The following is a 20023-nucleotide window of genomic DNA, read 5'->3' on the forward strand; positions in this document are numbered from 1 at the left end:
ATGAGCGACTCACGTGCCGAGACCGTCCGCCGCAGGTTCGCCGGCGTCGCGTTCCTGCTTGTCCCCGTCCTGCTCGCCTCGCTCGCCGTCGCCGTCTACGACAAGCGCTTCACCGACTCCGACCCGATCACCGTCGAGACCGGCAGCGTCGGCAACGAGATGCACCTCGGCGCCGAGGTGAAACTGCGCGGCGTCGTCATCGGCGAGGTCCGTGCCATCGACGCCACCGACGGCGGAGCCCGGCTCACCCTCGCCATGCGGCCCGGGACCCTGCGCCACGTCCCCTCGGACGTACGCGCCCAGATGCTGCCCACGACCCTCTTCGGCGAACGGTTCGTGGCCCTCGTCCCGCCGGCCGACGCCTCCGCGGAGCCGCTCGGCCCCGGAGACGTCATCCCCGAGGACCGCTCCAGCAGCGCCGTGGAACTCCAGCAGGTCCTCGACAACGTCCTGCCCCTGCTCACCGCCGTCCAGCCGCAGAAGCTGTCGGCGACGCTGTCCGCCGTCTCCCGGGCCCTGGAGGGGCGCGGCGACAAGCTCGGCGAGACCCTCGCCGAACTCGACGCCCACCTGCGCGAGTTCAACCCCCACCTGCCCGCCCTCACCCGCGACCTGAAAGAACTCGTGAAGGTCAGCCACCTCTACGCGGACGCCGCCCCGGACATCGTCACGGCGCTCACCGACTTCACCACCACCAGCGGCACCCTCGCCGAGAAGGAGGGCGAGTTGGCCGGGACCTTCGGCGCCACCACCCGCACGGCCCAGGACCTCACCACCTTCCTGCGGCAGAACAAGAGCAACATCATCCGGCTCAGCGCCACCAGCCGACCCACCCTGCAACTGCTCGCCGAGTACTCCCCTTCCTTCCCCTGCACCCTGCGCACCCTCGCCCAGTTCGTGCCCGCGATGGACAAGGCGCTCGGCAAGGGCACGAACCAGCCCGGAATCCACGTCGAGGTGACCACCGTCCCCGCCCGCGGCGCCTACACCCCCGGCCGTGACACGCCCTCGTACGGCTCCGGCGGCGGCCCGCACTGCTACCCCGTGCCCTACCTCGGCGTCCCGGCCGCACCCGCCGCCCGGGCGACCGCCGCGGCCGACCAGCAGCTCGGGCCCGCCAACTCCCCGCAGGAGAACGACCTCGTCAACGAACTCCTCGCCCCCGCCGCGCAGAAGGCGCCCGGCGACCTTCCGGACTGGAGCAGCCTCCTCGCCGGCCCCGCGTTCCGCGGCGCGGAGGTGACCATCCGATGACGACACGGCCCACCCACACGCGACGGGGCCTGACCGGGACCGTCCTGAAGTCCCTCGCGTTCGTCCTGGTCACGGCGCTCGCCACCACCGTCCTCGGCTTCAGCATCGCCAACACCGGGGTCGGCTCCGCCACCCGCACCTACAAGGCGCTGTTCACCGACGTCACCGGCCTCGTCGAGGGCGACTCCGTGCGCATCGCCGGAGTGAAGGTCGGCGAGGTCACCGACGTCCGCGTCGTCGAGCGGCGCACCGCCCAGGTCACCTTCTCGGTCCGCGAGGACCGCACCCTGCCCCGGTCGGCGACCGCCGCCGTCAAGTACCTCAACATGGTCGGCCAGCGGTACGTCTCCCTCGACCGCGGCACCGGCGACCTCACCGGCACCCTGGAGCCCGGGGACACCATCCCGCTCGACCGGACCACGCCCGCACTCGACCTGACCCTGCTGTTCAACGGATTCAAGCCGCTGTTCGAAGGGCTGTCGCCCGCCGACGTCAACGACCTCGCCGGCTCCCTCGTGCAGGTCCTCCAGGGCGAGAGCGGAACCGTCGACAGCCTCCTGCGGCACATCGGCTCCCTCACCACGACCGTGGCCGCCAAGGACAAGGTGATCGGCGAGGTCGTCACCCACCTCAACACCGTCCTCACCACCCTCAACAACCGCGAGGCCGCCTTCGGGGACCTCGTCGTCACCCTCCAGAAGCTCGTCACCGGCTTCAACACCGACCGCAAGCCCCTCGGCGAGGCGGTCAAGGCCATCGGCGACCTCACCACCACGACCGCCGGACTCCTCCAGGAGGGGCGCGCCCCCCTCAAGAAGGACATCCGCGAACTCGGCCGGCTCTCGGGCACCCTCGGCGACCACACCCCCAGCATCGAGAACTTCCTCGCCAACACCCCCGGCAAGATGACGGCCCTCGCCCGCCTCTCCTCGTACGGATCGTGGTTCAACCTCTACCTCTGCGAGGCGCGCGTGAGCGGCGTGGGAACCTCCGACGGCTCCAAGCCCCCGACCGGCATCGCCGTCACGGAGCCGAGGTGCCGCGCATGAGCCCGCGCCCCCGGCTCAAGCCGGTCAAGGAGCGCAGCCCCGTCGCCGTGGCCCTCGTCGGACTGCTCCTCCTCGCCCTCATGGCCGCCCTGGCGTACAACGTGGAACGGCTGCCCCTCGTCGGCGGCGACACCGCCTACAGCGCCGACTTCACCGAGGCCGCCGGACTCGACACCGGCGACGAGGTCCGCATCGCCGGCGTCAAGGTCGGCAAGGTCACCGAGGTCGCCCTCGACGGCCCGAAGGTCAAGGTGACGTTCGAGGTCGGCGACGCCTGGATCGGCGACCGGTCGACCGCCGCCATCGCCATCAAGACCCTCCTGGGGGAGAAGTACCTGGCGCTCGACCCGCTCGGCTCCGCCCCGCAGGATCCCGGCACCCGCATCCCGCAGTCCCGCACCACGTCCCCGTACGACGTGACGCAGGCCTTCCAGGACCTCAGCGGCACCGTCGACGCCATCGACACCGAGAAGCTGGAGGAGAGCTTCCGGACGATCTCCGACACCTTCAAGAACTCGCCCCCGCACGTACGCAACGCCGCCAACGGCCTCTCCGAGCTGTCGAAGTCCGTCTCCAAGCGCGACACCCAGCTCGCCCGGCTCCTGGAGAACAGCAAGAAGTTCACCAAGACCCTGGAGGACAAGAAGTCCAGCTTCGAGATCCTCCTGGAGGACGGCGGCTCACTGCTCGGCGAGCTCAAGAAGCGCCGCGAGGCCATCCGCGCCCTGCTCAAGGGCAGCCGGGACCTGGGCACCGAGCTCAGCGGCCTCGTCGGCGACAACAACAAGCAGCTCGGCCCCACCCTGAAGGCCCTCAGCCGCGTCACCGGCGTCCTGGAGAAGAACAGCGGCCAGCTCGACAAGACGCTCGCGCTCATCGGCCCCTACTACCGGCTCGTCGGCAACACCCTCGGCAGCGGCCGCTGGTTCGACAGCTACCTGTGCGGCGTGGTGCCCCGCACCTATCTGCCCGAGGCCTCGCAGCCCAAGACCGGATGCCTGCCGCCGAAACAGACGGCGAAGGCCAAGGGGAGCGGTGAACGATGACCAAGCCCAGGAAACCGCTCGTCGCCGGGGTCGCCCTCGCGGTGCTCGCCGCCTGCGGTCTCATCGCCGTCCGCGTCCTCGACGACGACGGCATCCGTGTCACCGCGTACTTCGACCGGGCGGTCGGCATCTACGCCGGATCCGACCTGCGCGTCCTCGGCGTCCGCGTCGGAGAGGTGGAATCCGTGGAACCGCAGGGAACCAGGGTCCGCGTCGAACTCCGCCTCGACGAAGGCGTCCGCGTCCCCGCCGACGCACGGGCCCTCGTCGTCGCACCGAGCATCGTCGCCGACCGGTACGTCCAGCTCACCCCCGCCTACAGCACCGGACCCGCCCTCGCCGACGGCGCCCAGCTGCCCGCCGCCCGCAACCGCACCCCCGTCGAGATCGACCAGCTCTACGACTCGATCACCGAACTGAGCGACGCACTCGGCCCCGACGGCGCCAACTCCGCCGGAGCCCTCTCCGAACTCCTCGACACCGGAGCGAAGAACCTCAAGGGCAACGGCACGGCCATCGGCACCTCCATCGAACAGTTCGGCAAGGCCGCCAAGACCCTCGACGGCAGCAGCGAGAACCTGTTCACCAGCCTCAGCCAGCTCCAGACCTTCACCACCATGCTCAAGAAGAAGGACGGCGACGTCCGCACCGCACAGGAACGCCTCGACGAGGTCGTCGGCTACTTCGCCGAGAACAAGGACGACCTCGCCGGCGCCCTCAAGGAACTCGGCAAGGCCCTCGCCCAGGTCAAGACCTTCATCAAGGACAACCGCGGCGAACTCAAGAAGAACATCGACCGGCTCGTGCCCCTCACCCAGACCCTCGTCGACCAGCGGGCCTCCCTCGCCGAGGCGCTCGACGTCGCCCCGCTCGCGGTGACCAACGTCGTCAACGCCTACAACAAGGACACCCGCACCCTCGACGGCCGCGCCAACCTCAACGAGATCAGCATGGGCGGACCGCTGCTGCCCCTGCCGGTCACCGGCGCCGCGTCGGCGAGCACCGGAGAGGGGGAGCGGTGAGACGAGACGCCCTGCCCTCCCGGAAGGCCGTCGGAGCCGGAGCCGTCGGAGCCGTCGCCCTCGGCCTCGGGATCGCCGTCGTCCTCGGCGCGGTCCCCGCGAACCCCGTCCGGTTCGACGGCATCGAGGACCTGCCGCTGCCCGGCGGCGCCGACCTCGGCTCCCACCCCTACACGGTCACCGCCGAACTCGACGACGTCCTCAGCCTCGTCCCACAGTCCGCGGTCAAGGTCAACGACGTCGCCGTCGGCCGCGTCACCGCCATCGAACTGGGCACCGGCACCTGGACCGCCCGCGTCACCCTGAAGATCAACGGCGACGTCCGGCTGCCCGCCGACGCCGGCGCCCGCCTCGAACAGTCCAGCCTCCTCGGCGAGAAGTACATCCAGCTCGTCGCACCCCGGAAGGACACCGGCACCCGCCTCACCGACGGCAGCGTCATCCCGCTCGCGCGCACCAGCCGCAACACGGAGGTCGAGGAGGTGTTCGGCGCCCTGTCCCTGCTGCTCAACGGAGGCGGCGTCAACCAGCTCAAGACCATCACCCGGGAACTCAACGCGGCCCTCGGCGGACGCGAGCCCGAGGTCCGCTCGATGCTGAACCGCGTCAACACCCTCGTCACCACCCTGGACGCCCACCGCGGCGACATCACCCGCGCCCTCGACGGCGTCAACCGGCTCTCCGCCACCCTCGCCGGACGCAAGAAGGACGTCGACACCGTCCTCACGGGCCTCTCACCCGGCCTCAAGACGCTGGAGAACCAGCGAGGCTCCCTGCTCACCATGCTGCGCGCCCTCGACACCCTCTCCGGCGTCGCCGTCTCCACCGTCGACGCGAGCAAGAAGGACATGATCGCCGACCTCAAGGCCCTCGCACCCACCCTGACGGCCCTCGCGGACGCCGGCGCCGACCTGCCCGACTCGCTGCAGGTCCTCGTCACGTATCCCTTCACCGACGAGGTGATGCGCGGCATCAAGGGCGACTACCTCAACGCCTATCTGCACCTCGCCGCCGCCCCCGGCACCGAGGTCATCCCGCCCCTGATCCCGGCGACCGAACCCACCCCGACCCCCGCCCCGACCACCCCGGGCTCCGCCGCGCGCGGGCGAGCGGGAACGAACGGCGCCGCCTCGGCTCTGCCGCTTCCCCCCGTCACGACCGGCACCCCACCGGCACCCGCCACCACACCCAAGGACGGAGGCGAGAAGCGGTGATCACCCGCACCGTACGGCTGAAGAACCTCGCGTTCCTCGTCATCGCCGTACTCGTCCTCGGCTTCGTCGGCGTACGCTACGCCGACCTCGGCCGCTACGCCGGCGTCGCCGACCACTACACCGTCCGCGTCCACCTCGCCCGTACGGGAGGCCTGTTCACCCACTCCGACGTCACCTACCGGGGCGTCTCCGTGGGCCGCGTCGGCGCCATCGACCTCACCGCCGACGGAGTCGTCGCCGAACTCCGGATCAAGAACTCGGCGCCCCTCATCCCCGCCGACGCGCGCGCCGTCGTCGCCGGACTCTCCGCCGTCGGCGAGCAGTACATCGACCTGCGCCCCGAGAGCGACGGCGCCCCCTATCTCGCCGACGGCGCCCGCATCGAACAGACCGACACCGAGGTCCCCGCACCCGTCACCGACGTGCTCGCGAGCATGAACGACCTCACCCGCTCCGTACCCCTGGAGTCCCTGCGCACGGTCGTCGACGAACTCGGCAAGGCCTTCGAGGGACACGGCGACGACCTCCAGATCCTCCTCGACAGCGGCAGCAGGTTCGTCCAGGCCGCCGACCGCTCCCTGCCCGCCACCACCCGGCTCATCGACGACGGGGAGACCGTCCTGCGCACCCAGGCCGACGAGAGCCGCGCCATCCGCGACTTCGCCACCGGCGCCCGCGACCTCGCCGCCACCCTCAAGGGCTCCGACGCCGACCTGCGCCGCCTCCTCGCCGTCACCCCCGACGCGACCGGCCAGGTCAGCGGCCTCCTGCGCGACCTCGACCCCAGTCTCAGCGTCGTCCTCGCCAACCTCCTCACCACCTCGGAGATCGCCGTCACCCGCCAGCGGGGTACGGAGGAACTCCTCGTGAAGTTCCCGGCGGCCGTCTCGGCGGGAGCCACCACCGTCGACGGAGGCCACGTGAACTTCGGCATGGCCGTCACCTTCTTCAAGCCGCTGCCCTGCACCGCCGGATACGGCGGCACGCGCTACCGCAACGGACTCGACCTGGGGACCGCGCCCGCCCTCAACACCGGCGCCGCCTGCACGTCCCCGGCCTCCACCGGGGTCAACGTCCGCGGCTCGGCCCACGCACCCGGCAGCGGCAGCGTGCCCACCCCGGCCCGGCCCGGCTCCCTGCCCTCCGGCAGCGCGCGCACCACGGCGGGCACGCAGCAAGCCCTGCCCGGCGCGCTCGCCCTCACCGGCGAGACCGGCGGCCCGACGGACATGGCCGGCCTGCTCGGCCTGAACACCGGGAGCACCCGATGAACCGCGCGAAGGTCCTGGGCACCGCGGCCCTCGTCGTCGCCCTCGGCTTCTGCGGGACCGGCGCCTGGACCTACGCCCAGGCCCGCACCGACGAGGAGCTCGGCTTCAGCCGGGAACGCGACACCGCGCTCGCCGAGGGCCGCAGCCGCATCACCGTCCTGAACACGCTCGACGCCTCGACCCGCGCACGCGCCGAAGCGGGCATCCGGGCCTGGCGCGAGGCCTCCACCGGACCGCTCCGCACCGAACTCGGCCGCACCGAGCCCGCGGTGGGCGCCTCGGCACGCGCCACGGTCACCGAGGCGGCGCTCACGGCGCTGGACGCGCGGGCCGGTACGGCGAAGCTCATCGCGACCGTACGCGTCGACGTCACCCCGCGCGGAGCCTCCGCCGCGACGACCGACCGCAAACGCCTGGAGGCCGTCCTGACCCGCACGGGCGACAACACCTGGCGGGTCGCGGCACTGAGCGCGGTGCCCGTCGCCGGGGCGGAGAACAGCGGGAACGAGGGCGGCACGGCCGAGGAGGGCGGGGACGAGTGACACGACTGCTGCGCAAGACGACCGGCGGGACGGCCGGGAGCGCCGACGCCGCCGAGACCGACGGCGGAGAGACCCCGAACGCCACGGCGGACCTCAGTCCGGAGACGGCGAGCTCCACCATCCCGGAGGCGTCCGCATCCGCCGAGGGGGAGGCGTCTTCCGCCTCGGACGGGGACGGCGCCGAACTCTCGCCCCGGACCGCCCGCCGCTCCACCACCCCGTGGCGGCGGATCGCCGTCGCCGTCGGCCTCGCCGCCCTCCTCCTGGGCGGGAGCTGGTTCTTCCACGCCGCCCACCAGCTCCGTACGACCCCGTCGGCCCGCAACCACGCGCTCACCGACACCACCGCCACCGACCGCGTCAGCGGCGACGTCGCCGACGGCCTCGCCCGGGTCTTCTCCTACACCCCGGGCAACACGGACGCCGCCGAACGGTCCTCCCGCACGGTGCTCGCCGGGCGCGCCGCCCGCCAGTACGGCGAGCTGCTCGCCCAGGTCCGCGCCAACCTGGTCGAGCAGCGCATCACCCTCTCCACCCAGGCAGTCCGCACCGGCGTGATCGAGCTCGACGGGGACAGCGCACGCCTCCTCGTGTTCCTCGACCAGACCTCGCGCCGCGACAAGGCCGCCGCCTCGTCCGCAGCGGCCCAGCTCACCGTCACCGCGAAGTTCCAGGGGGACCGGTGGCAGATCGTCGACATCAAGGCCCGCTGACCATGCGCGGGAGACAGGAGAACCCCATGACACGCCAGGTCCGCGCCTCGGCGGGCAACCGGCCGGCCCTGGCCGTGGCCCTCGTGCTCACGCTCGTCGCGGGCGGTTTCGCGGCCTGGGAGGGCCGGAGCTGGTACGCCGCCGCCCACGACGACTCCGCGGCGTACGCCGTGCAGCGTGACCGCGCCCTCGCGGCGGGGGAGCAGGCCGTGCAGAACCTCAACACGCTCGACCACCGGCGCGTGGACCAGGGGCTCGACCTCTGGGAGAGCTCGACGACCGGCGAGCTGCACAAGCAACTGGTGGACGGGCGGACGGAGTTCACCAGTCAGGTGAAGACGGCGAAGACGGTGACCACGGCCCGGGTGCTCTCGGGGGCCGTCACCGAACTCGACGACCGCGCGGGGCGTGCCCGGCTGCTGGTCGCACTGCGCATCACCGTCACCACGCCCGACAGCAAGAGCTCGGAGAAGGACAGCCGCATGCTGGGCGAACTCACCCGCACCGACGGCCAGTGGAAGCTCAGTGCACTGGGGCAGGCCCCCGTGGGCGGTACGGCGACCGGCTGACCGGCCCGTCCCGTACGCGCGAGCCACCAGCACCCGAAAGGACACGCACGATGCCGACGCCCCGCCACCACCTCAACCGCCAGCGCCGCCGCCAGGCCCTCGCCGACCAGTCGGCCCCTGCACCGAGGGCCCACGCGTCCGTAGGTCTCCTGCCCGAGCCCGGCACCGAGCCCGGCACCGCCCCCGACATCGAGCCCGGCACCGGACCGCGCCGGCGGCCGTCGGCGAAGCCCGTACGAGAAGCGGCGGGAGCACCGACGGCGACGGCGGGAGGGGCGGCTCCGCGGCACCTCGCCCCCCTGGTGGTCCTCTGCCTCCTGACGCTCCTCCTCGGCGGCTTCGCCGGGTGGGCGCACAGCAGGGCGGGGGAGCTGCGGGACGACCCGGCACGCGGCAACACGGCACTCACCGACCTCGCCCGTACCAGCGAGATCAAGGGGCAGACCGCCACGGCCGTCGCCGCGCTCTTCTCGTACGACCACGCCGACACGGGTCCCTTCGAGCGGGCCGGGAAGACCCTCCTCACCGGCAAGGCCGTGGCTCAGCACAAGGCGCTGTTCGCCGGGGTCCTCGCCCAGGCGGCCCGGCAGAAGACCGTGATCACCACGACGGTCACCGACAGCGCGGTCGAGCGGATCGACGGGGACCGCGCCCGGGTCCTGGTCTACGCCGACCAGAGCAGTGTCAGCACGGCCGGAACCGGCAGGACCGGCGGGGGGAAGCAGAAGCCGAAGGCCGAGGACCAGGGTGTCTACGCGGGCGCCATGTTCGCCCTGGACGTCGTGCGCCGCGACGGCCGCTGGCTCGTCGAGAACATCGACACGTTCGGCCGCTGACGGCCCTGAAGGCCCAGCCGGAAGTCCCGCACGAGCGCGGGGTCGCAGGTGAGGACGGTGACCGGGCGCGTGACGCGGCGCAGCTCCCGCAGGCCGGCCGTGACGTCGCTCCACCGGTGCACGCTGTACGCGGGGGCGAACCCGGGCATCGGGCGGTCGAAGACCTCGATGCCGCGGAGCCAGTCGCGCACGGTCGGGGAGTCGTTCTCGGGTACGGGCTTCTCCCCCTCTCCTTGCGGGTGGTGGTCAGAGGGCGACGACGGTCGCCTCGGTCGCCTTGACGCTGGTCCAGACGGACACCCCTTCGGCGAGGCCGAGTTCGGCCGCGGCCTGCGGGGTGATCTCGGCGACGAGGTCGGGGGCGACGTCGGAGGCGACGAGCACCCGCAGCCTGCTCCCGCTGGCCGTGATCTCGCGTACGGTGCCGGGCCAGACGTTACGGGGGCTGCCGGAGGGCTTCTCGCGGTGGACGGACACCGCCTCGGGCGCCACGATCGCGAGCGCCGGGGTGCCGGCGGGCGGCGGGTCGGCCGCGACCAGGGTGCCGCCGTCCTTCAGGGCGAGGCCCTCGGGGGTGGCGGTGCCCGGCCAGGCGTTGCGGCCGAGCATGCGGGCCACCCAGGGGGAGCGGGGGTGGCGGGTGACCTCCGCGGGGCCGGCGTCCTGGAGGGCGCGGCCCTCTTCGAGGACGAGCACGCGGTCGGCGAGGGAGACGGCCTCGACGGGGTCGTGGGTGACGATGAGGCAGACGCCGCCGAAGCGCGCGAGGTGGGTGCGCAGGGTGTGGCGCACGTGGCCGCGGGTGGTCTGGTCGAGGGCGGCGAGCGGCTCGTCGAGGACGAGGAGCCGGGGGCGGGCGGCGAGGGCCCGGGCCAGGGCGACCCGCTGGGCCTGGCCGCCGGACAACTGTCCGGGGCGGCGGTGGGAGAGGTGACCGACGCCGAGCCGGTCGAGCCACCGCTGGGCCTCGCGCCGTGCCCGGCCACGGGCGACGCCCTGGGCGCGCAGGCCGTAGGCGGTGTTGGCGAGTGCCGACATGTGCGGGAAGAGGGCGCCGTCCTGGGGCACCCATGCGACCCGCCGCCGGTGCGGGGGCAGGCCGGTGACGTCCGTGCCGCCGAGCGTGAGGTCCGCGTGCGCCCGGGGGGTGAGGCCCAGGAGGGCGCGGAGCAGCGTCGTCTTGCCGGCGCCGTTGGGGCCGACTACGGCGATCGTGGTGCCCGGATCGGCGTCGAGGGTGAGCCGGGTGAAGCCGGTGACCTCGGCGTGCAGGGACCAGCGTTCCCCGGACCCTTCCACCTCCGGGGAGGCGCCCGCGGGCTCCGCGTCCGGTGCCGGCGTGGCGTCGGTGCCGGGTTCGGGGGCGGGCCGGGGCTTCCGGCCCGCCGGGGTGCCGGTCCACCGTCCGCGCAGGGCGACGAGCACGGCCATGGCGATGGCGAGCAGGAGGAGGGAGACGGAGGTGGCCGCCTCGGGTTCGTCCTGGAGGAGCAGGTAGACGTGGAGCGGAAGGGTCTGAGTGGTGCCGGGCAGGTTGCCGGCGAAGGTGATGGTCGCGCCGAACTCGCCCAGGGCCCGCGCCCAGGTGAGGGCGGCGCCGGCGACGACGCCCGGCGCCACCATGGGCAGCGTGACGGTGAAGAAGACGCGGACCGGTGAGGCGCCGAGGGAGGCGGCCGTCTCCTCGTACCGCGGCCGGAGTCCGCCGAGCGCGCCCTCCAGGCTGATGACCAGGAACGGCATGGCGACGAAGGTCGCCGCCAGGACGGCGCCGGAGGTGTGGAACGGGAGGGTGATCCCGAACGTCGACTCCAGCCAGGGACCGAGGAGACCGCGGCGCCCGAAGGCGAGGAGCAGCGCGACACCGCCGACGGTGGGCGGCAGGACCATCGGCAGCAGCACCAGCGAGCGGACGAGCGCCTTGCCGGGGAAGCGCACGCGGGCGAGCAGCCACGCCAGCGGCACCCCGAGCACCAGGGAGAGCCCGAGCGCCCAGAAGGAGACGAGCAGCGAGAGCTTCAGCGCCTCGACCGTGCCCGGCGAGCTCAGGTGTCCGGCGAGCTCGCTCCACTCGGTCCGTACGAGGATCCCGACGAGGGGCAGCGTCAGGAACGCCACGGCCAGCAGCGCGGGCAGCACCAGCGTGAGCGGCGGACGGGCACCGGGCCTGCGCGTGCCTGTGTGTTTCATCGAGTGACCCCGCAGAGACGACGACATGAGGACGAGGGTCTGTCCGTTCCCCCGGGACGGACAGACCCCCGTGACCCGAACGAGCCGGGATCCGCTACGGCTTCTGGAAGCCGGCGTCCTGAAGGATCTTCTGGCCCTCGGACGAGGAGAGCCAGGCGACGAACGCGGCGGCGGCCTCGGCGTTCTTCGAGTCCTTCAGCGTGGCGGCCGGGTACTGGGCGATGGCGTTCTGCGCGTCCGGGATCTCGACGGCCTCGACCTTGTCCTTGGCGCTCTCCGCGTCCGTCTTGTAGACGAGACCGGCGTCGGCCTCGCCGAGCTCGACCTTGCTGAGCACCGCACGGACGTTCGGCTCCTGCGAGACCGGCTTCACGGTGATCTTCTGGGCGTCGAGGACCTTCTTGCTGTACTTGCCGGCCGGGACCTCGGGCGCGGCGAGGACGACCTTGAGCTTGGTGTCCGCGAGGTCCTTCAGCTCGTCGACCTTGAAGGGGTTGCCCTTGCCGGTGGCGATGACGAGCCGGTTCTTCGCGATGACGGCCGGGGTGCCCGTGTCGGCCTTCACCTTGTCCATGCTCTTGGTGTCGGCGGTGACCAGGACGTCGGCGGGGGAACCCTGCGCGACCTGGGCGACGAGCTCCTGCGAGCCGGCGAAGGAGAAGGTGAGCTTCGTGCCCGGGTGGGACTTCTCGTAGGCGGCGCCGGCCGTCTTGAAGACGTCGGTGAGGGAGGCCGCGGCGAGGACCGTGAGGTTCGCCCGGGGCGCGGCGCTCGGGGAGCCGGACGCCGTCGAACCGGCGGTGCCCTTCTTGGTGTCGTCGCTCGAACAGGCCGCGAGCGGGACGAGGAGCGCCGCGGTGAGGACGGCGGCGGCCGTACGGCGTCTGGCGGGCGTGAGGGTGAGGGACATGAGGGTCTGAGTCTCCTTGGGGACGAACGGGAAGGTGCGGTGGGAGGCCGGCCGCGCCGACGGCCGAAGTGCTGCGGTACTGCGTGAGGGGTGGTCAGGTGCGGTCGATGTGCACGCTGGTCGATTTCACGCGGGCGGTGGCCTGCATGCCGACTTCCAGTCCCAGTTCCTCCACGGCCTCACGGGTGAGGAGGGAGACCAGGCGGTGCGGTCCGGCCTGGATGGTGACCTGGGCCGCGATGTCACCGAGCTTGATCCCGGTCACGATGCCCGGGAAGGCGTTGCGCGCCGAGGTGTAGGACGCGTCGTCGTCGCTCTGGGCGATCTCCTTGGAGAACGCGGCGAGCGACTTGCCGTCGATGACGCGCCGACCGCTCTCGTCGCGGTGCGTCGCGACCCGGCCGGCGTCCGCCCAGCGCCGCGCGGTGTCGGGGCTGACGCCCAGCAACCGTGCGGCCTGCCCGATCGTGTAGGACTGCATGTGCGACACCGTAGGGCGTTCTTCCTCTCATCTGCAACAACCCCGTAGGACCCTCCATCGCGAATGCGAGAGCCCTTGGAGAAACGTACGGGGTGGGGTGTGACGGGCCCCTGGGGCTCGTGGAGTACCTCCAGCCCGACCGTCCCGTGCCTGGGGGGCATCCGAGAGGTGTTTCGCCTCATTGTCTTGGCACCTACGATGTGGCAACTCGTATTCACCTGGTGAATGTGGGGGGCGGGCCCGGCCCGTGAGCACACAAGGAAGTTCCGCATGCAGGTCGATCACCTTCTCCGCCTCGACCGTCTCGACCTCTCGTTGGTCTGGGGGGGGGGGAGAGAGGCGCTCCTCGGGCAGGAGATCGGCGGAGTGACGTCGACCGATCTGGAGGACCCGGCGAGGTTCCTCCAGCCGGGCGAGATCGTGCTCAGCGGCCTCGTCTGGTGGGCGCGGGACGGCGATCCGGCCAAGTCCGACCGGTTCGTGTCCGCCCTCAGCGAGGCGGGCGCGGTCGCCCTGCTCGCCGGAGAGGAGACGCACGGAGAGGTGCCGGCGGAACTCATGCCTGCCGGAGCCCCCGCGTCGCCCTGCTCGGCGTCCCGGCGCACACCAGCTTCCGGGCGATCACCGAAGCCGTCTACCTGCGGCAGTGGGGTGAACTGAGCCGCCGCCCCACGGATCACTACGCGCTTCCGGAGGACGTCCGCGTCGACCTCGACCGGGCCCTGGAACGCGGCGCGCCGCCGGGCGAACTGCTCGACCTCGCCTTCGCCCACCTCGGCACCCCCGCCTCCCACCTGCTCAGCGGCAGCGGACGAACGGTCGCCCGGACCACGACGGCGCCCGAACTCCCGGCCCGGCGCGCGGTGGAGACGCTGCGCGGACGGCACGGCACGACCGTGCGGATCGAGGCCGATGACAGCGTGTTCGACGCCTGGTACCTGCACCTCCCGGAGGACGGCCAGGCGCCTCCCCGGATCCTGCACGAGATCGGCGAGCTCGTCGGCCGCCAGGGCCGGCGGACGGCACCCCGCAGACAGGCCCAGGAGGGCCTCGTGAGCCGGGTGTGCGCGGCGTACGGGGACGTGAACGGCCTGGAGGGGGCGCTCCGTTCGTGCGGGCTCGGCGACGCCCCCGCGTACACCGTGGTCGTCGCGGCCTCGGGCGGCTCGGGAGAGCGGGGCGACGCCGCCGCGGCGCTCGCGGAGGCGCTGCGGCACCAGAAGCCGGTCACGTTCGCCGCCGCGGCGCTCGGCGAGGGGGAGGCCGTCGCGGTGCTGGCCCACGAGCCGGGCCCCGGCGCGGAGGTGCCGGCACGGCTCCGCGAGGTGTGGCCGCTGCTCCACGCCTGCCGGCCCGGCGCCGCGCCGCACGCCGGCGTCAGCGACCCCGTCCGCAGGCCGGCCGACCTCCGGGGCGCCCTCGCCCAGGCCCGCTACGCCCTCGAGGGCGCCCGCTCGACGGCGCCGGGGGCCGCCAGGGTGGCGCGCCTCGCCGATCTCGCCGACCTCAGGACGCTCCTCGCCGGCGTCCCGGCCGACGTGCGGGCGGTGTACCTGGACACCGTCCTCGGGCCACTGCTGCGCGCCGGGAAGGGATCGAACGCCACCCTCCTGGAGACCCTGGAGGTCTTCCTGGCGCACAACTGCTCCTGGGCCAGGACCGCGGAGGCCCTGCACCTCACGTGAACACCGTCCACTACCGCATCGACCGCATCCAGGCCCTCACCGGACGGGACCTGTCCCGCCTCGACCACAAGCTCGACCTGCGGGCGGCGCTGCTCTGCCGCTGAGCGGGGCTCGGTCGGTCAGGGCAGGTCGATGTGCACGCTGGTCGACTTCACGCGCGCGGTGACCGTGACCCCGACGTCCAGGGCCAGTTCCTCGACGGCCTCGCGCGTCACCAGCGACACCAGGCGGTGCGGCCCGGACTGGACCTCGACCTGCGCCGCGACGTCGTCGACCCGTACCGCGGTGACGATCCCGACGAACGAGTTCCGCACGGACGTCGGCACGTCGTCCTCCGGCACGGCGTGGAGCCCGGCCCCGCGCTCCGCCGCGAAGCGGGCCAGCGCCACCCCGTCGATGACGCGCTTGCCGGCCCCGTCGCGCTCCATGCCCAGCTTGCCCCCGTCCGCCCACCGGCGAACGGTCTCCGAACTCACTCCGAGCAGCTGCGCGGCCTGCCCAATGCTGTACGACGGCACACGGGCACTCTAGGCCACGGCCGCCCCGGGAGCGCCCCGGGTCCTTATCCGCCGAGGGCGCGTCTCGAACGCATCACAAAGAGGCACGGGGCGGTCCGCTTTCCCCCGCCCGGCTACAAGATCGGTTCGGCACGCCCCGTCGACCTGGAGTTCACCCATGCGTAAGTTCGGACGTCTCGCCGTCGTTTTCGCCGCCCTGGCAGCCCTGTTCGGCCTCAACCAGGGCTCCGCCTTCGCCCTGGAGTCGTACTGCACGTTCAACGACGGTGACGACGGCGGGAAGTCGTGCTGGATCTACCACGAGAACAGCAGCGGCGGGCGGGTCGACATGGTCTACTTCGAGGCGTACGGCGAGAAGCTCCACATCTCCGACTACGAGGCGAACGGCGAGGGCGTCGTCGCGTACGTCAACGGCACCCCGTACTACTGGACCAAGGGCAACCAGACCGGCTACGTCTGGAACCTGAGCTTCGCCGAGGGCACGAAGATCACGCTGGAGTCCTGCCAGACGGACGGCGCCGCGGAGTACGACTGCCACACCGAGTACGCGGTCGCCTGACACCCCGAACACCCCCGAGGGGCCCTCGCCGAACCGACGGCGAGGGCCCCTCGGCGCGCGATGCCTGGGGTTCCGACGGCGGCTTCGTCGACGCCGGGCGAGCACCGGGAGCTGACCGGCACGCCCTCCGCGGAGCAGGGAGGCCCGGGCCTCCCTGCTCACGTCGTCGCGGCCAACCGTGCCTCCGCCCCGTCCAGGAGCGTGTCGAGCATGACGGGATAGGCGGTGTCGTTCATCCGGCCCGCCAGCAGATGCGCGGTGGCGGCGATGTGCGGATGCGTCCCGGCGGGCAGCCGGGCATAGGTCGAGGTCCACATCTCCTCGTCCGCCTCCCGGACCTCGTCCTTGATCGCCAGCGCGCCCGCGTCCAGGGCGGCGAAGGCCAGCGCCAGGTCGATGAACGCGTGGTAGACGCCGACGGCGTCCGCGTCGCCGAAGCCCGCGCCGCGCAGGATGCCGAGGATCGTCTCGTCCACCTCGATCTCCCGGGGACGGCCCGTCACCCGGCTGGCGGTCAGCAGCGCCGCCTGGGGATGGGCGAGGTACGAGGCGTGAATGGCCAGGCCCAGGGACCGCAGGTCGGCGCGCCACGACCCGGTGGCCGTCCAGCTGTCCAGGGCCCGCCCCATCAGCTCCTCGCCGATGGCCCGCGTCAGACCGTCCAGACCGGCGAAGTACCGGTACACGGTGCTCGGGTCGGCGCCGAGCGCCGCACCGAGCCGGCGGGCGGTCAGCCCCGCGCTCCCGTGCTCGCGCAGCATCCGCAGCGCCGTCTCCACGATCAGCCGCTCCGACAGCACCGTGCCCTGCCGGGTCGGCCGCCGTCTGCGCCGCTCCGCCTCGGGGACCACCTTCTTCGGCACCGCGCCACCACCCCTTCGCCCACCTGCGTGTCCTTATGCCAACGTCGTAGACGTTAACCGCCGGGGTCGTGTTCCATCGAGGCGTCCCCGGGCGTTCGCCGGGACGGACTCGACGAATGGGTGTGTGACATGCGTGTACTTCTCGTGGGTGCGGGCGGCGTCGGAACCGCCGTCACCCGTATCGCGGCCCGCCGTGACTTCCTGACCCACATGGTCGTCGCCGACTACGACCCGGCCCGCGCGGAGGCCGCCGTGGCCGCGCTCGACGACCCGGACGGCCGGTTCGTCGCCCGTCGCGTGGACGCCTCCGACGAGGCCGCGGTCCGCAGCCTCCTCGTCGAGGAGCACTGCGACGTCCTGCTGAACGCGACCGACCCTCGCTTCGTGATGCCCCTGTTCAACGCGGCGCTCGCCGCGGGCACGCACTACGTCGACATGGCGATGTCGCTGTCCGTGCCCCACCAGACCGCCCCGTACGAACAGTGCGGGGTCAAGCTCGGCGACGAGCAGTTCGCCCTGGCCGGGGCCTGGGAGGACGCCGACCGCCTCGCCCTGGTCGGCATGGGCGTCGAACCGGGCCTGTCGGACGTGTTCGCCCGCTACGCGGCCGATGAGCTCTTCGACGAGATCGAGGAGATCGGCGTCCGAGACGGCGCGAACCTCACCGTCGAGGGGTACGACTTCGCCCCCTCCTTCAGCATCTGGACCACCATCGAGGAGTGCCTCAACCCGCCCGTCGTCTACGAGAAGGACCGCGGCTGGTTCACCACGGCACCCTTCAGCGAGCCGGAGGTCTTCGACTTCCCCGAGGGCATCGGCCCGGTGGAGTGCGTGAACGTCGAGCACGAGGAGGTCCTCCTCATGCCCCGCTGGGTCGACGCGCGCCGGGTGACGTTCAAGTACGGCCTCGGCGACGACTTCATCGCCAAGCTGAAGACCCTCCACGACCTGGGCCTCGACTCCACGGCGAAGGTCACCGTCCCCGGCGCGGACGGCCCGGTCCAGGTCTCCCCGCGCGACGTGGTCGCCGCGTGCCTGCCCGACCCGGCCACACTCGGCGACCGGATGAAGGGCAAGACCTGCGCGGGCACCTGGGTGAAGGGGACCAAGGACGGCGCGGCACGCGAGGTGTACCTGTACCACGTCGTCGACAACGAGTGGACGATGCGCGAGTACGGTTCCCAGGCCGTGGTCTGGCAGACCGCCCTCAACCCGGTGATCGCCCTGGAGCTCATCGCCGCCGGCACCTGGAAGGCGAGCGGGGTCCTCGGCCCCGAGGCGCTCCCGCCCCGCCCGTTCCTGGACCTGCTGGGCGCGTACGGGTCCCCGTGGGGGCTGCGCGAGGAGCGCTGACCGACAGTGCGTCACGCCCCCGGAGGATTCCCGGGCTCAGGGCCGGTGCCGCTGGAAACGGAGGTAGGCGTACCCCTCGCCGTCCTGCGGCGCACGGGTCCAGGAGCGGGTGGTGAAGGTCCGGAGCCTGCTCCGGGTCAGGGCGAGCCGGGGCAACGAGAGCCCGAGTGCGGTGTGCAGGGCCTGAAGGGCCCTGCGCTCGCCCTCCCCCTCGCCGTCCTCCGGGCGGAAGAGCCGCGCCGGGTCCAGGGCCTCGGGAAGGACGCCGGAGCGCTCGACCTCCGTACCCCGCACGGTGAAGGAGCAGAGCTCCACGCCGTGCTCGGCCACCGACAGGTGGAACGCGCCCCGGCGGTCCCCGGGGGACGAGCGCCAGGGGTCGCACCACACGGCGACCGCCCGGCCGGACGCGGAGGCGGCCACGGCGGGGGACCGGGACAACGCGCTCACGCGCGCGGGGGAGTAGCCGTCGAAGGCGAACGCCCATCCCTCGTCCGTGCGGCCGACGGCCACCACCGCGCGGTCCTCCCAGAGCTCCACCCCCTTCCGCTGGTGGGGCCTGGGCGCCCGCCAGGATGCCGTGCGGGGATCGACCGGCCCGCTCAGCTCCGCGCCCTCCTCGCCGATCAGGGCGGGCAGCAGGGCCGGGTCGGCCCCCTGGGCCCAGACGCAGCGGAATCCGTCGAAGGGCTGCTGGTGCGCGACGGCCTCCGTCAGCCAGACGAGGCCCGCAGGGTCGAGGTCCGGGACCGGTTCGGGAACGGGCCCCGACTCCCCTGACCGCGGGGTCGCGAGGATCTCCCGCCCGCGCTCGGGGGTGACCAGCGCGCCCAGAACGGGATCGGCGAGCAGCCCGACCGGGGCGATGAGCCAGGGGCCCGGCGCCTCCCACAGCGGCAACGCCCCCCGCAGGATCCGCCAGGCGGCGTCGGTCGGCCCCCAGCGGGCGGACTCCCGGGCCTCGGCGACGGCCCGCCCCCACGGCCCGGGAGGGGCGTAGCGATGGGTGCCGTCCCGCATCGTGCTCAGGACCGTCTCGAGGGTCTCCCGGGAGTGCCCCCGGGCCGTCATCATCCCGAGCCAGTGGTCGTCCCCGCCGAGCCGCCACTCCCCATGAGCCGGCGTCAGGGCCTGAACGGGGAGGACCTCGGGCCGATACCGCGGGTCGGCCGCCAGGTTCCCGTAGTCCGGTGAGCTGCCCGGAGCCAGGAGGTGCCGTATCTGGTCGAGGAGGACGCGCCCTCCCGGCCGCCCGAAGGCGCGTGCCTCTTCGAGCAGCGGCACGGCCTCCTCGTACCGTCCGCGCAGGGCGAGCAGGCGGGCCGACTCCACGTGGGAGTCATGGGCGCGCGTGGTCGCGTTCACGAAGTCGGGGCTGCCCGCCCGGTCACCGTGGAACTCCCGGTACATGTCCCCCATGTACGCGCGGAAGGACGGATAGCGCTTGGGCACCTCGCCGCCCCATCCCTTGTACACGTACAGCGCCCACTCGCCGTCCTCGTCGCGGTCGCCCGGGTCGAGGAGGGCGTGCGACATGTCGGACTCCGTCTCCAGCCGCAGCGCCCGCCGCCACATCCCGGCGAGGAGGACCTCCTCCTCGCCCGGGTCCTCGCCCAGACCCTCCTCGTACAGCGAGGTCATGTCGTACGGATCCCCGAACCAGCCGATGTCCGCGACACCGCCGAGCCGGTGGATCGCGGCCGTCTGCTCCACGACCCACCCGTCACTGACGGCCAGGAACTCCCGGTACGACGGCGGCAGCCGCAGCCCCAGCCGTCTCTCGGCCGCGACGATCGCCTCCTCGCCCGCCCCGGGCGCACCGAGAACGCTGTCGGCCTCCTCGTCGTCCGCGTCGGCGCGAGGCACCCACTCCTCCTGCCAACGCCGCAGGAAATCGTGCCAGTTGAAGGACTCGTCACTCATGCTCGAATGGTGCCATCAGGCACTG

At 72.7% G+C, this 20023-nt stretch carries 22 protein-coding genes; 15 read left to right on the forward strand and 7 right to left on the reverse strand.

Annotated elements, in window-relative coordinates; genetic code table 11:
• From ACN9MM_RS37895 to ACN9MM_RS37940, 10 genes are read left to right on the forward strand one after another with little or no spacing between them, the layout of a single operon-like run.
• Window positions 1–1254, forward strand: a complete 1254-nt coding sequence (locus tag ACN9MM_RS37895) for an MCE family protein (RefSeq protein WP_426368352.1) — start codon at window positions 1–3, stop codon at window positions 1252–1254.
• Window positions 1251–2303 (forward strand): MCE family protein, encoded by a 1053-nt coding sequence (locus tag ACN9MM_RS37900; protein ID WP_426368354.1) that lies wholly within the window; start codon window positions 1251–1253, stop codon window positions 2301–2303. Before ACN9MM_RS37895 ends, ACN9MM_RS37900 begins: the two co-directional genes overlap by 4 nt.
• The gene (locus ACN9MM_RS37905) at window positions 2300–3349 is read left to right on the forward strand and encodes an MCE family protein (protein WP_382862266.1); all 1050 of its coding nucleotides are present in this window, start codon (window positions 2300–2302) and stop codon (window positions 3347–3349) included. Before ACN9MM_RS37900 ends, ACN9MM_RS37905 begins: the two co-directional genes overlap by 4 nt.
• Entirely contained in the window at window positions 3346–4371 is a 1026-nt protein-coding gene (locus tag ACN9MM_RS37910) for an MCE family protein (RefSeq protein ID WP_426368355.1), read from the forward strand. The genes ACN9MM_RS37905 and ACN9MM_RS37910 overlap by 4 nt, the downstream gene beginning before the upstream one ends.
• Window positions 4368–5585: an MCE family protein gene (locus tag ACN9MM_RS37915; RefSeq protein WP_426368356.1), complete on the forward strand. Its 1218-nt coding sequence runs from the start codon at window positions 4368–4370 to the stop codon at window positions 5583–5585. Before ACN9MM_RS37910 ends, ACN9MM_RS37915 begins: the two co-directional genes overlap by 4 nt.
• Complete coding sequence (locus tag ACN9MM_RS37920; RefSeq protein WP_426368357.1) at window positions 5582–6856, forward strand: MCE family protein; 1275 nt, start codon at window positions 5582–5584, stop codon at window positions 6854–6856. The genes ACN9MM_RS37915 and ACN9MM_RS37920 overlap by 4 nt, the downstream gene beginning before the upstream one ends.
• On the forward strand, window positions 6853–7398 hold the full coding sequence (locus ACN9MM_RS37925; protein ID WP_426368358.1) for a hypothetical protein: 546 nt from the start codon (window positions 6853–6855) through the stop codon (window positions 7396–7398). Before ACN9MM_RS37920 ends, ACN9MM_RS37925 begins: the two co-directional genes overlap by 4 nt.
• Window positions 7395–8111, forward strand: a complete 717-nt coding sequence (locus tag ACN9MM_RS37930) for a hypothetical protein (RefSeq protein ID WP_426368359.1) — start codon at window positions 7395–7397, stop codon at window positions 8109–8111. The genes ACN9MM_RS37925 and ACN9MM_RS37930 overlap by 4 nt, the downstream gene beginning before the upstream one ends.
• A 26-nt stretch (window positions 8112–8137) precedes the next feature.
• Window positions 8138–8680, forward strand: a complete 543-nt coding sequence (locus tag ACN9MM_RS37935) for a nuclear transport factor 2 family protein (protein WP_426368360.1) — start codon at window positions 8138–8140, stop codon at window positions 8678–8680.
• A gap of 50 nt (window positions 8681–8730) precedes the next feature.
• Window positions 8731–9516, forward strand: a complete 786-nt coding sequence (locus tag ACN9MM_RS37940; RefSeq protein WP_426368361.1) for a hypothetical protein — start codon at window positions 8731–8733, stop codon at window positions 9514–9516.
• On the opposite strand, the gene ACN9MM_RS37945 is transcribed toward ACN9MM_RS37940, so the two are convergent.
• From ACN9MM_RS37945 to ACN9MM_RS37960, 4 genes are all read right to left on the reverse strand, one after another.
• Window positions 9432–9707: a hypothetical protein gene (locus ACN9MM_RS37945; protein WP_426368362.1), complete on the reverse strand. Its 276-nt coding sequence runs from the start codon at window positions 9705–9707 to the stop codon at window positions 9432–9434. The two genes, ACN9MM_RS37940 and ACN9MM_RS37945, sit on opposite strands and share 85 nt — an antisense overlap.
• A gap of 55 nt (window positions 9708–9762) precedes the next feature.
• On the reverse strand, window positions 9763–11706 hold the full coding sequence (locus ACN9MM_RS37950) for an ABC transporter permease (protein ID WP_426368363.1): 1944 nt from the start codon (window positions 11704–11706) through the stop codon (window positions 9763–9765).
• A 94-nt stretch (window positions 11707–11800) separates the two neighbouring features.
• The gene (gene modA, locus ACN9MM_RS37955) at window positions 11801–12616 is read right to left on the reverse strand and encodes a molybdate ABC transporter substrate-binding protein (protein ID WP_426368364.1); all 816 of its coding nucleotides are present in this window, start codon (window positions 12614–12616) and stop codon (window positions 11801–11803) included.
• A gap of 94 nt (window positions 12617–12710) precedes the next feature.
• Window positions 12711–13097 carry a TOBE domain-containing protein gene (locus ACN9MM_RS37960; RefSeq protein ID WP_383670405.1) on the reverse strand — a complete coding sequence of 129 codons (387 nt, stop codon included), beginning with the start codon at window positions 13095–13097 and terminating at the stop codon, window positions 12711–12713.
• A 270-nt stretch (window positions 13098–13367) separates the two neighbouring features.
• Between ACN9MM_RS37960 and ACN9MM_RS37965 the strand changes: the two genes are divergently transcribed.
• From ACN9MM_RS37965 to ACN9MM_RS37975, 3 genes are all read left to right on the forward strand, one after another.
• Entirely contained in the window at window positions 13368–13757 is a 390-nt protein-coding gene (locus ACN9MM_RS37965; RefSeq protein WP_426368365.1) for a PucR family transcriptional regulator ligand-binding domain-containing protein, read from the forward strand.
• A gap of 203 nt (window positions 13758–13960) precedes the next feature.
• Window positions 13961–14782: a PucR family transcriptional regulator gene (locus ACN9MM_RS37970; protein WP_426368366.1), complete on the forward strand. Its 822-nt coding sequence runs from the start codon at window positions 13961–13963 to the stop codon at window positions 14780–14782.
• Entirely contained in the window at window positions 14779–14886 is a 108-nt protein-coding gene (locus ACN9MM_RS37975) for a helix-turn-helix domain-containing protein (RefSeq protein WP_426368367.1), read from the forward strand. The genes ACN9MM_RS37970 and ACN9MM_RS37975 overlap by 4 nt, the downstream gene beginning before the upstream one ends.
• 15 nt (window positions 14887–14901) lie before the next feature.
• On the opposite strand, the gene ACN9MM_RS37980 is transcribed toward ACN9MM_RS37975, so the two are convergent.
• On the reverse strand, window positions 14902–15300 hold the full coding sequence (locus ACN9MM_RS37980; protein WP_382862305.1) for a TOBE domain-containing protein: 399 nt from the start codon (window positions 15298–15300) through the stop codon (window positions 14902–14904).
• A 157-nt stretch (window positions 15301–15457) separates the two neighbouring features.
• Between ACN9MM_RS37980 and ACN9MM_RS37985 the strand changes: the two genes are divergently transcribed.
• Window positions 15458–15859 (forward strand): hypothetical protein, encoded by a 402-nt coding sequence (locus ACN9MM_RS37985; protein WP_426368369.1) that lies wholly within the window; start codon window positions 15458–15460, stop codon window positions 15857–15859.
• Window positions 15860–16017: 158 nt separating this feature from the next.
• Here the strand turns inward: ACN9MM_RS37985 and ACN9MM_RS37990 are convergent, their stop codons facing one another.
• Window positions 16018–16722 (reverse strand): TetR/AcrR family transcriptional regulator, encoded by a 705-nt coding sequence (locus tag ACN9MM_RS37990; RefSeq protein WP_426368370.1) that lies wholly within the window; start codon window positions 16720–16722, stop codon window positions 16018–16020.
• Between the two features lie 129 nt (window positions 16723–16851).
• Between ACN9MM_RS37990 and ACN9MM_RS37995 the strand changes: the two genes are divergently transcribed.
• Entirely contained in the window at window positions 16852–18075 is a 1224-nt protein-coding gene (locus ACN9MM_RS37995) for a saccharopine dehydrogenase family protein (protein WP_426368371.1), read from the forward strand.
• A gap of 36 nt (window positions 18076–18111) precedes the next feature.
• Here ACN9MM_RS37995 and ACN9MM_RS38000 read toward each other — a convergent pair whose 3' ends face one another.
• Complete coding sequence (locus ACN9MM_RS38000) at window positions 18112–19998, reverse strand: SMI1/KNR4 family protein (protein ID WP_426368372.1); 1887 nt, start codon at window positions 19996–19998, stop codon at window positions 18112–18114.
• Window positions 19999–20023 lie beyond the last annotated feature (25 nt).

Origin of the sequence: Streptomyces sp. E-08 (assembly GCF_049913095.1) — a bacterium.
In the GTDB taxonomy this organism is placed as follows: Bacteria; Actinomycetota; Actinomycetes; order Streptomycetales; family Streptomycetaceae; genus Streptomyces.

Excerpts from the sequence above, each read along its gene's own strand:
- ACN9MM_RS37895 (WP_426368352.1), top strand. The coding sequence starts at position 1 with ATGAGCGACTCACGTGCCGAGACCGTCCGCCGCAGGTTCGCCGGCGTC.
- ACN9MM_RS37900 (WP_426368354.1), top strand. The coding sequence starts at position 1,251 with ATGACGACACGGCCCACCCACACGCGACGGGGCCTGACCGGGACCGTC.
- ACN9MM_RS37905 (WP_382862266.1), top strand. The coding sequence starts at position 2,300 with ATGAGCCCGCGCCCCCGGCTCAAGCCGGTCAAGGAGCGCAGCCCCGTC.
- ACN9MM_RS37910 (WP_426368355.1), top strand. The coding sequence starts at position 3,346 with ATGACCAAGCCCAGGAAACCGCTCGTCGCCGGGGTCGCCCTCGCGGTG.
- ACN9MM_RS37925 (WP_426368358.1), top strand. The coding sequence starts at position 6,853 with ATGAACCGCGCGAAGGTCCTGGGCACCGCGGCCCTCGTCGTCGCCCTC.
- ACN9MM_RS37935 (WP_426368360.1), top strand. The coding sequence starts at position 8,138 with ATGACACGCCAGGTCCGCGCCTCGGCGGGCAACCGGCCGGCCCTGGCC.
- ACN9MM_RS37940 (WP_426368361.1), top strand. The coding sequence starts at position 8,731 with ATGCCGACGCCCCGCCACCACCTCAACCGCCAGCGCCGCCGCCAGGCC.
- ACN9MM_RS37950 (WP_426368363.1), bottom strand. The coding sequence starts at position 11,706 with ATGAAACACACAGGCACGCGCAGGCCCGGTGCCCGTCCGCCGCTCACG.
- modA (WP_426368364.1), bottom strand. The coding sequence starts at position 12,616 with ATGTCCCTCACCCTCACGCCCGCCAGACGCCGTACGGCCGCCGCCGTC.
- ACN9MM_RS37960 (WP_383670405.1), bottom strand. The coding sequence starts at position 13,097 with ATGCAGTCCTACACGATCGGGCAGGCCGCACGGTTGCTGGGCGTCAGC.
- ACN9MM_RS37965 (WP_426368365.1), top strand. The coding sequence starts at position 13,368 with ATGCAGGTCGATCACCTTCTCCGCCTCGACCGTCTCGACCTCTCGTTG.
- ACN9MM_RS37985 (WP_426368369.1), top strand. The coding sequence starts at position 15,458 with ATGCGTAAGTTCGGACGTCTCGCCGTCGTTTTCGCCGCCCTGGCAGCC.
- ACN9MM_RS37995 (WP_426368371.1), top strand. The coding sequence starts at position 16,852 with ATGCGTGTACTTCTCGTGGGTGCGGGCGGCGTCGGAACCGCCGTCACC.
- ACN9MM_RS38000 (WP_426368372.1), bottom strand. The coding sequence starts at position 19,998 with ATGAGTGACGAGTCCTTCAACTGGCACGATTTCCTGCGGCGTTGGCAG.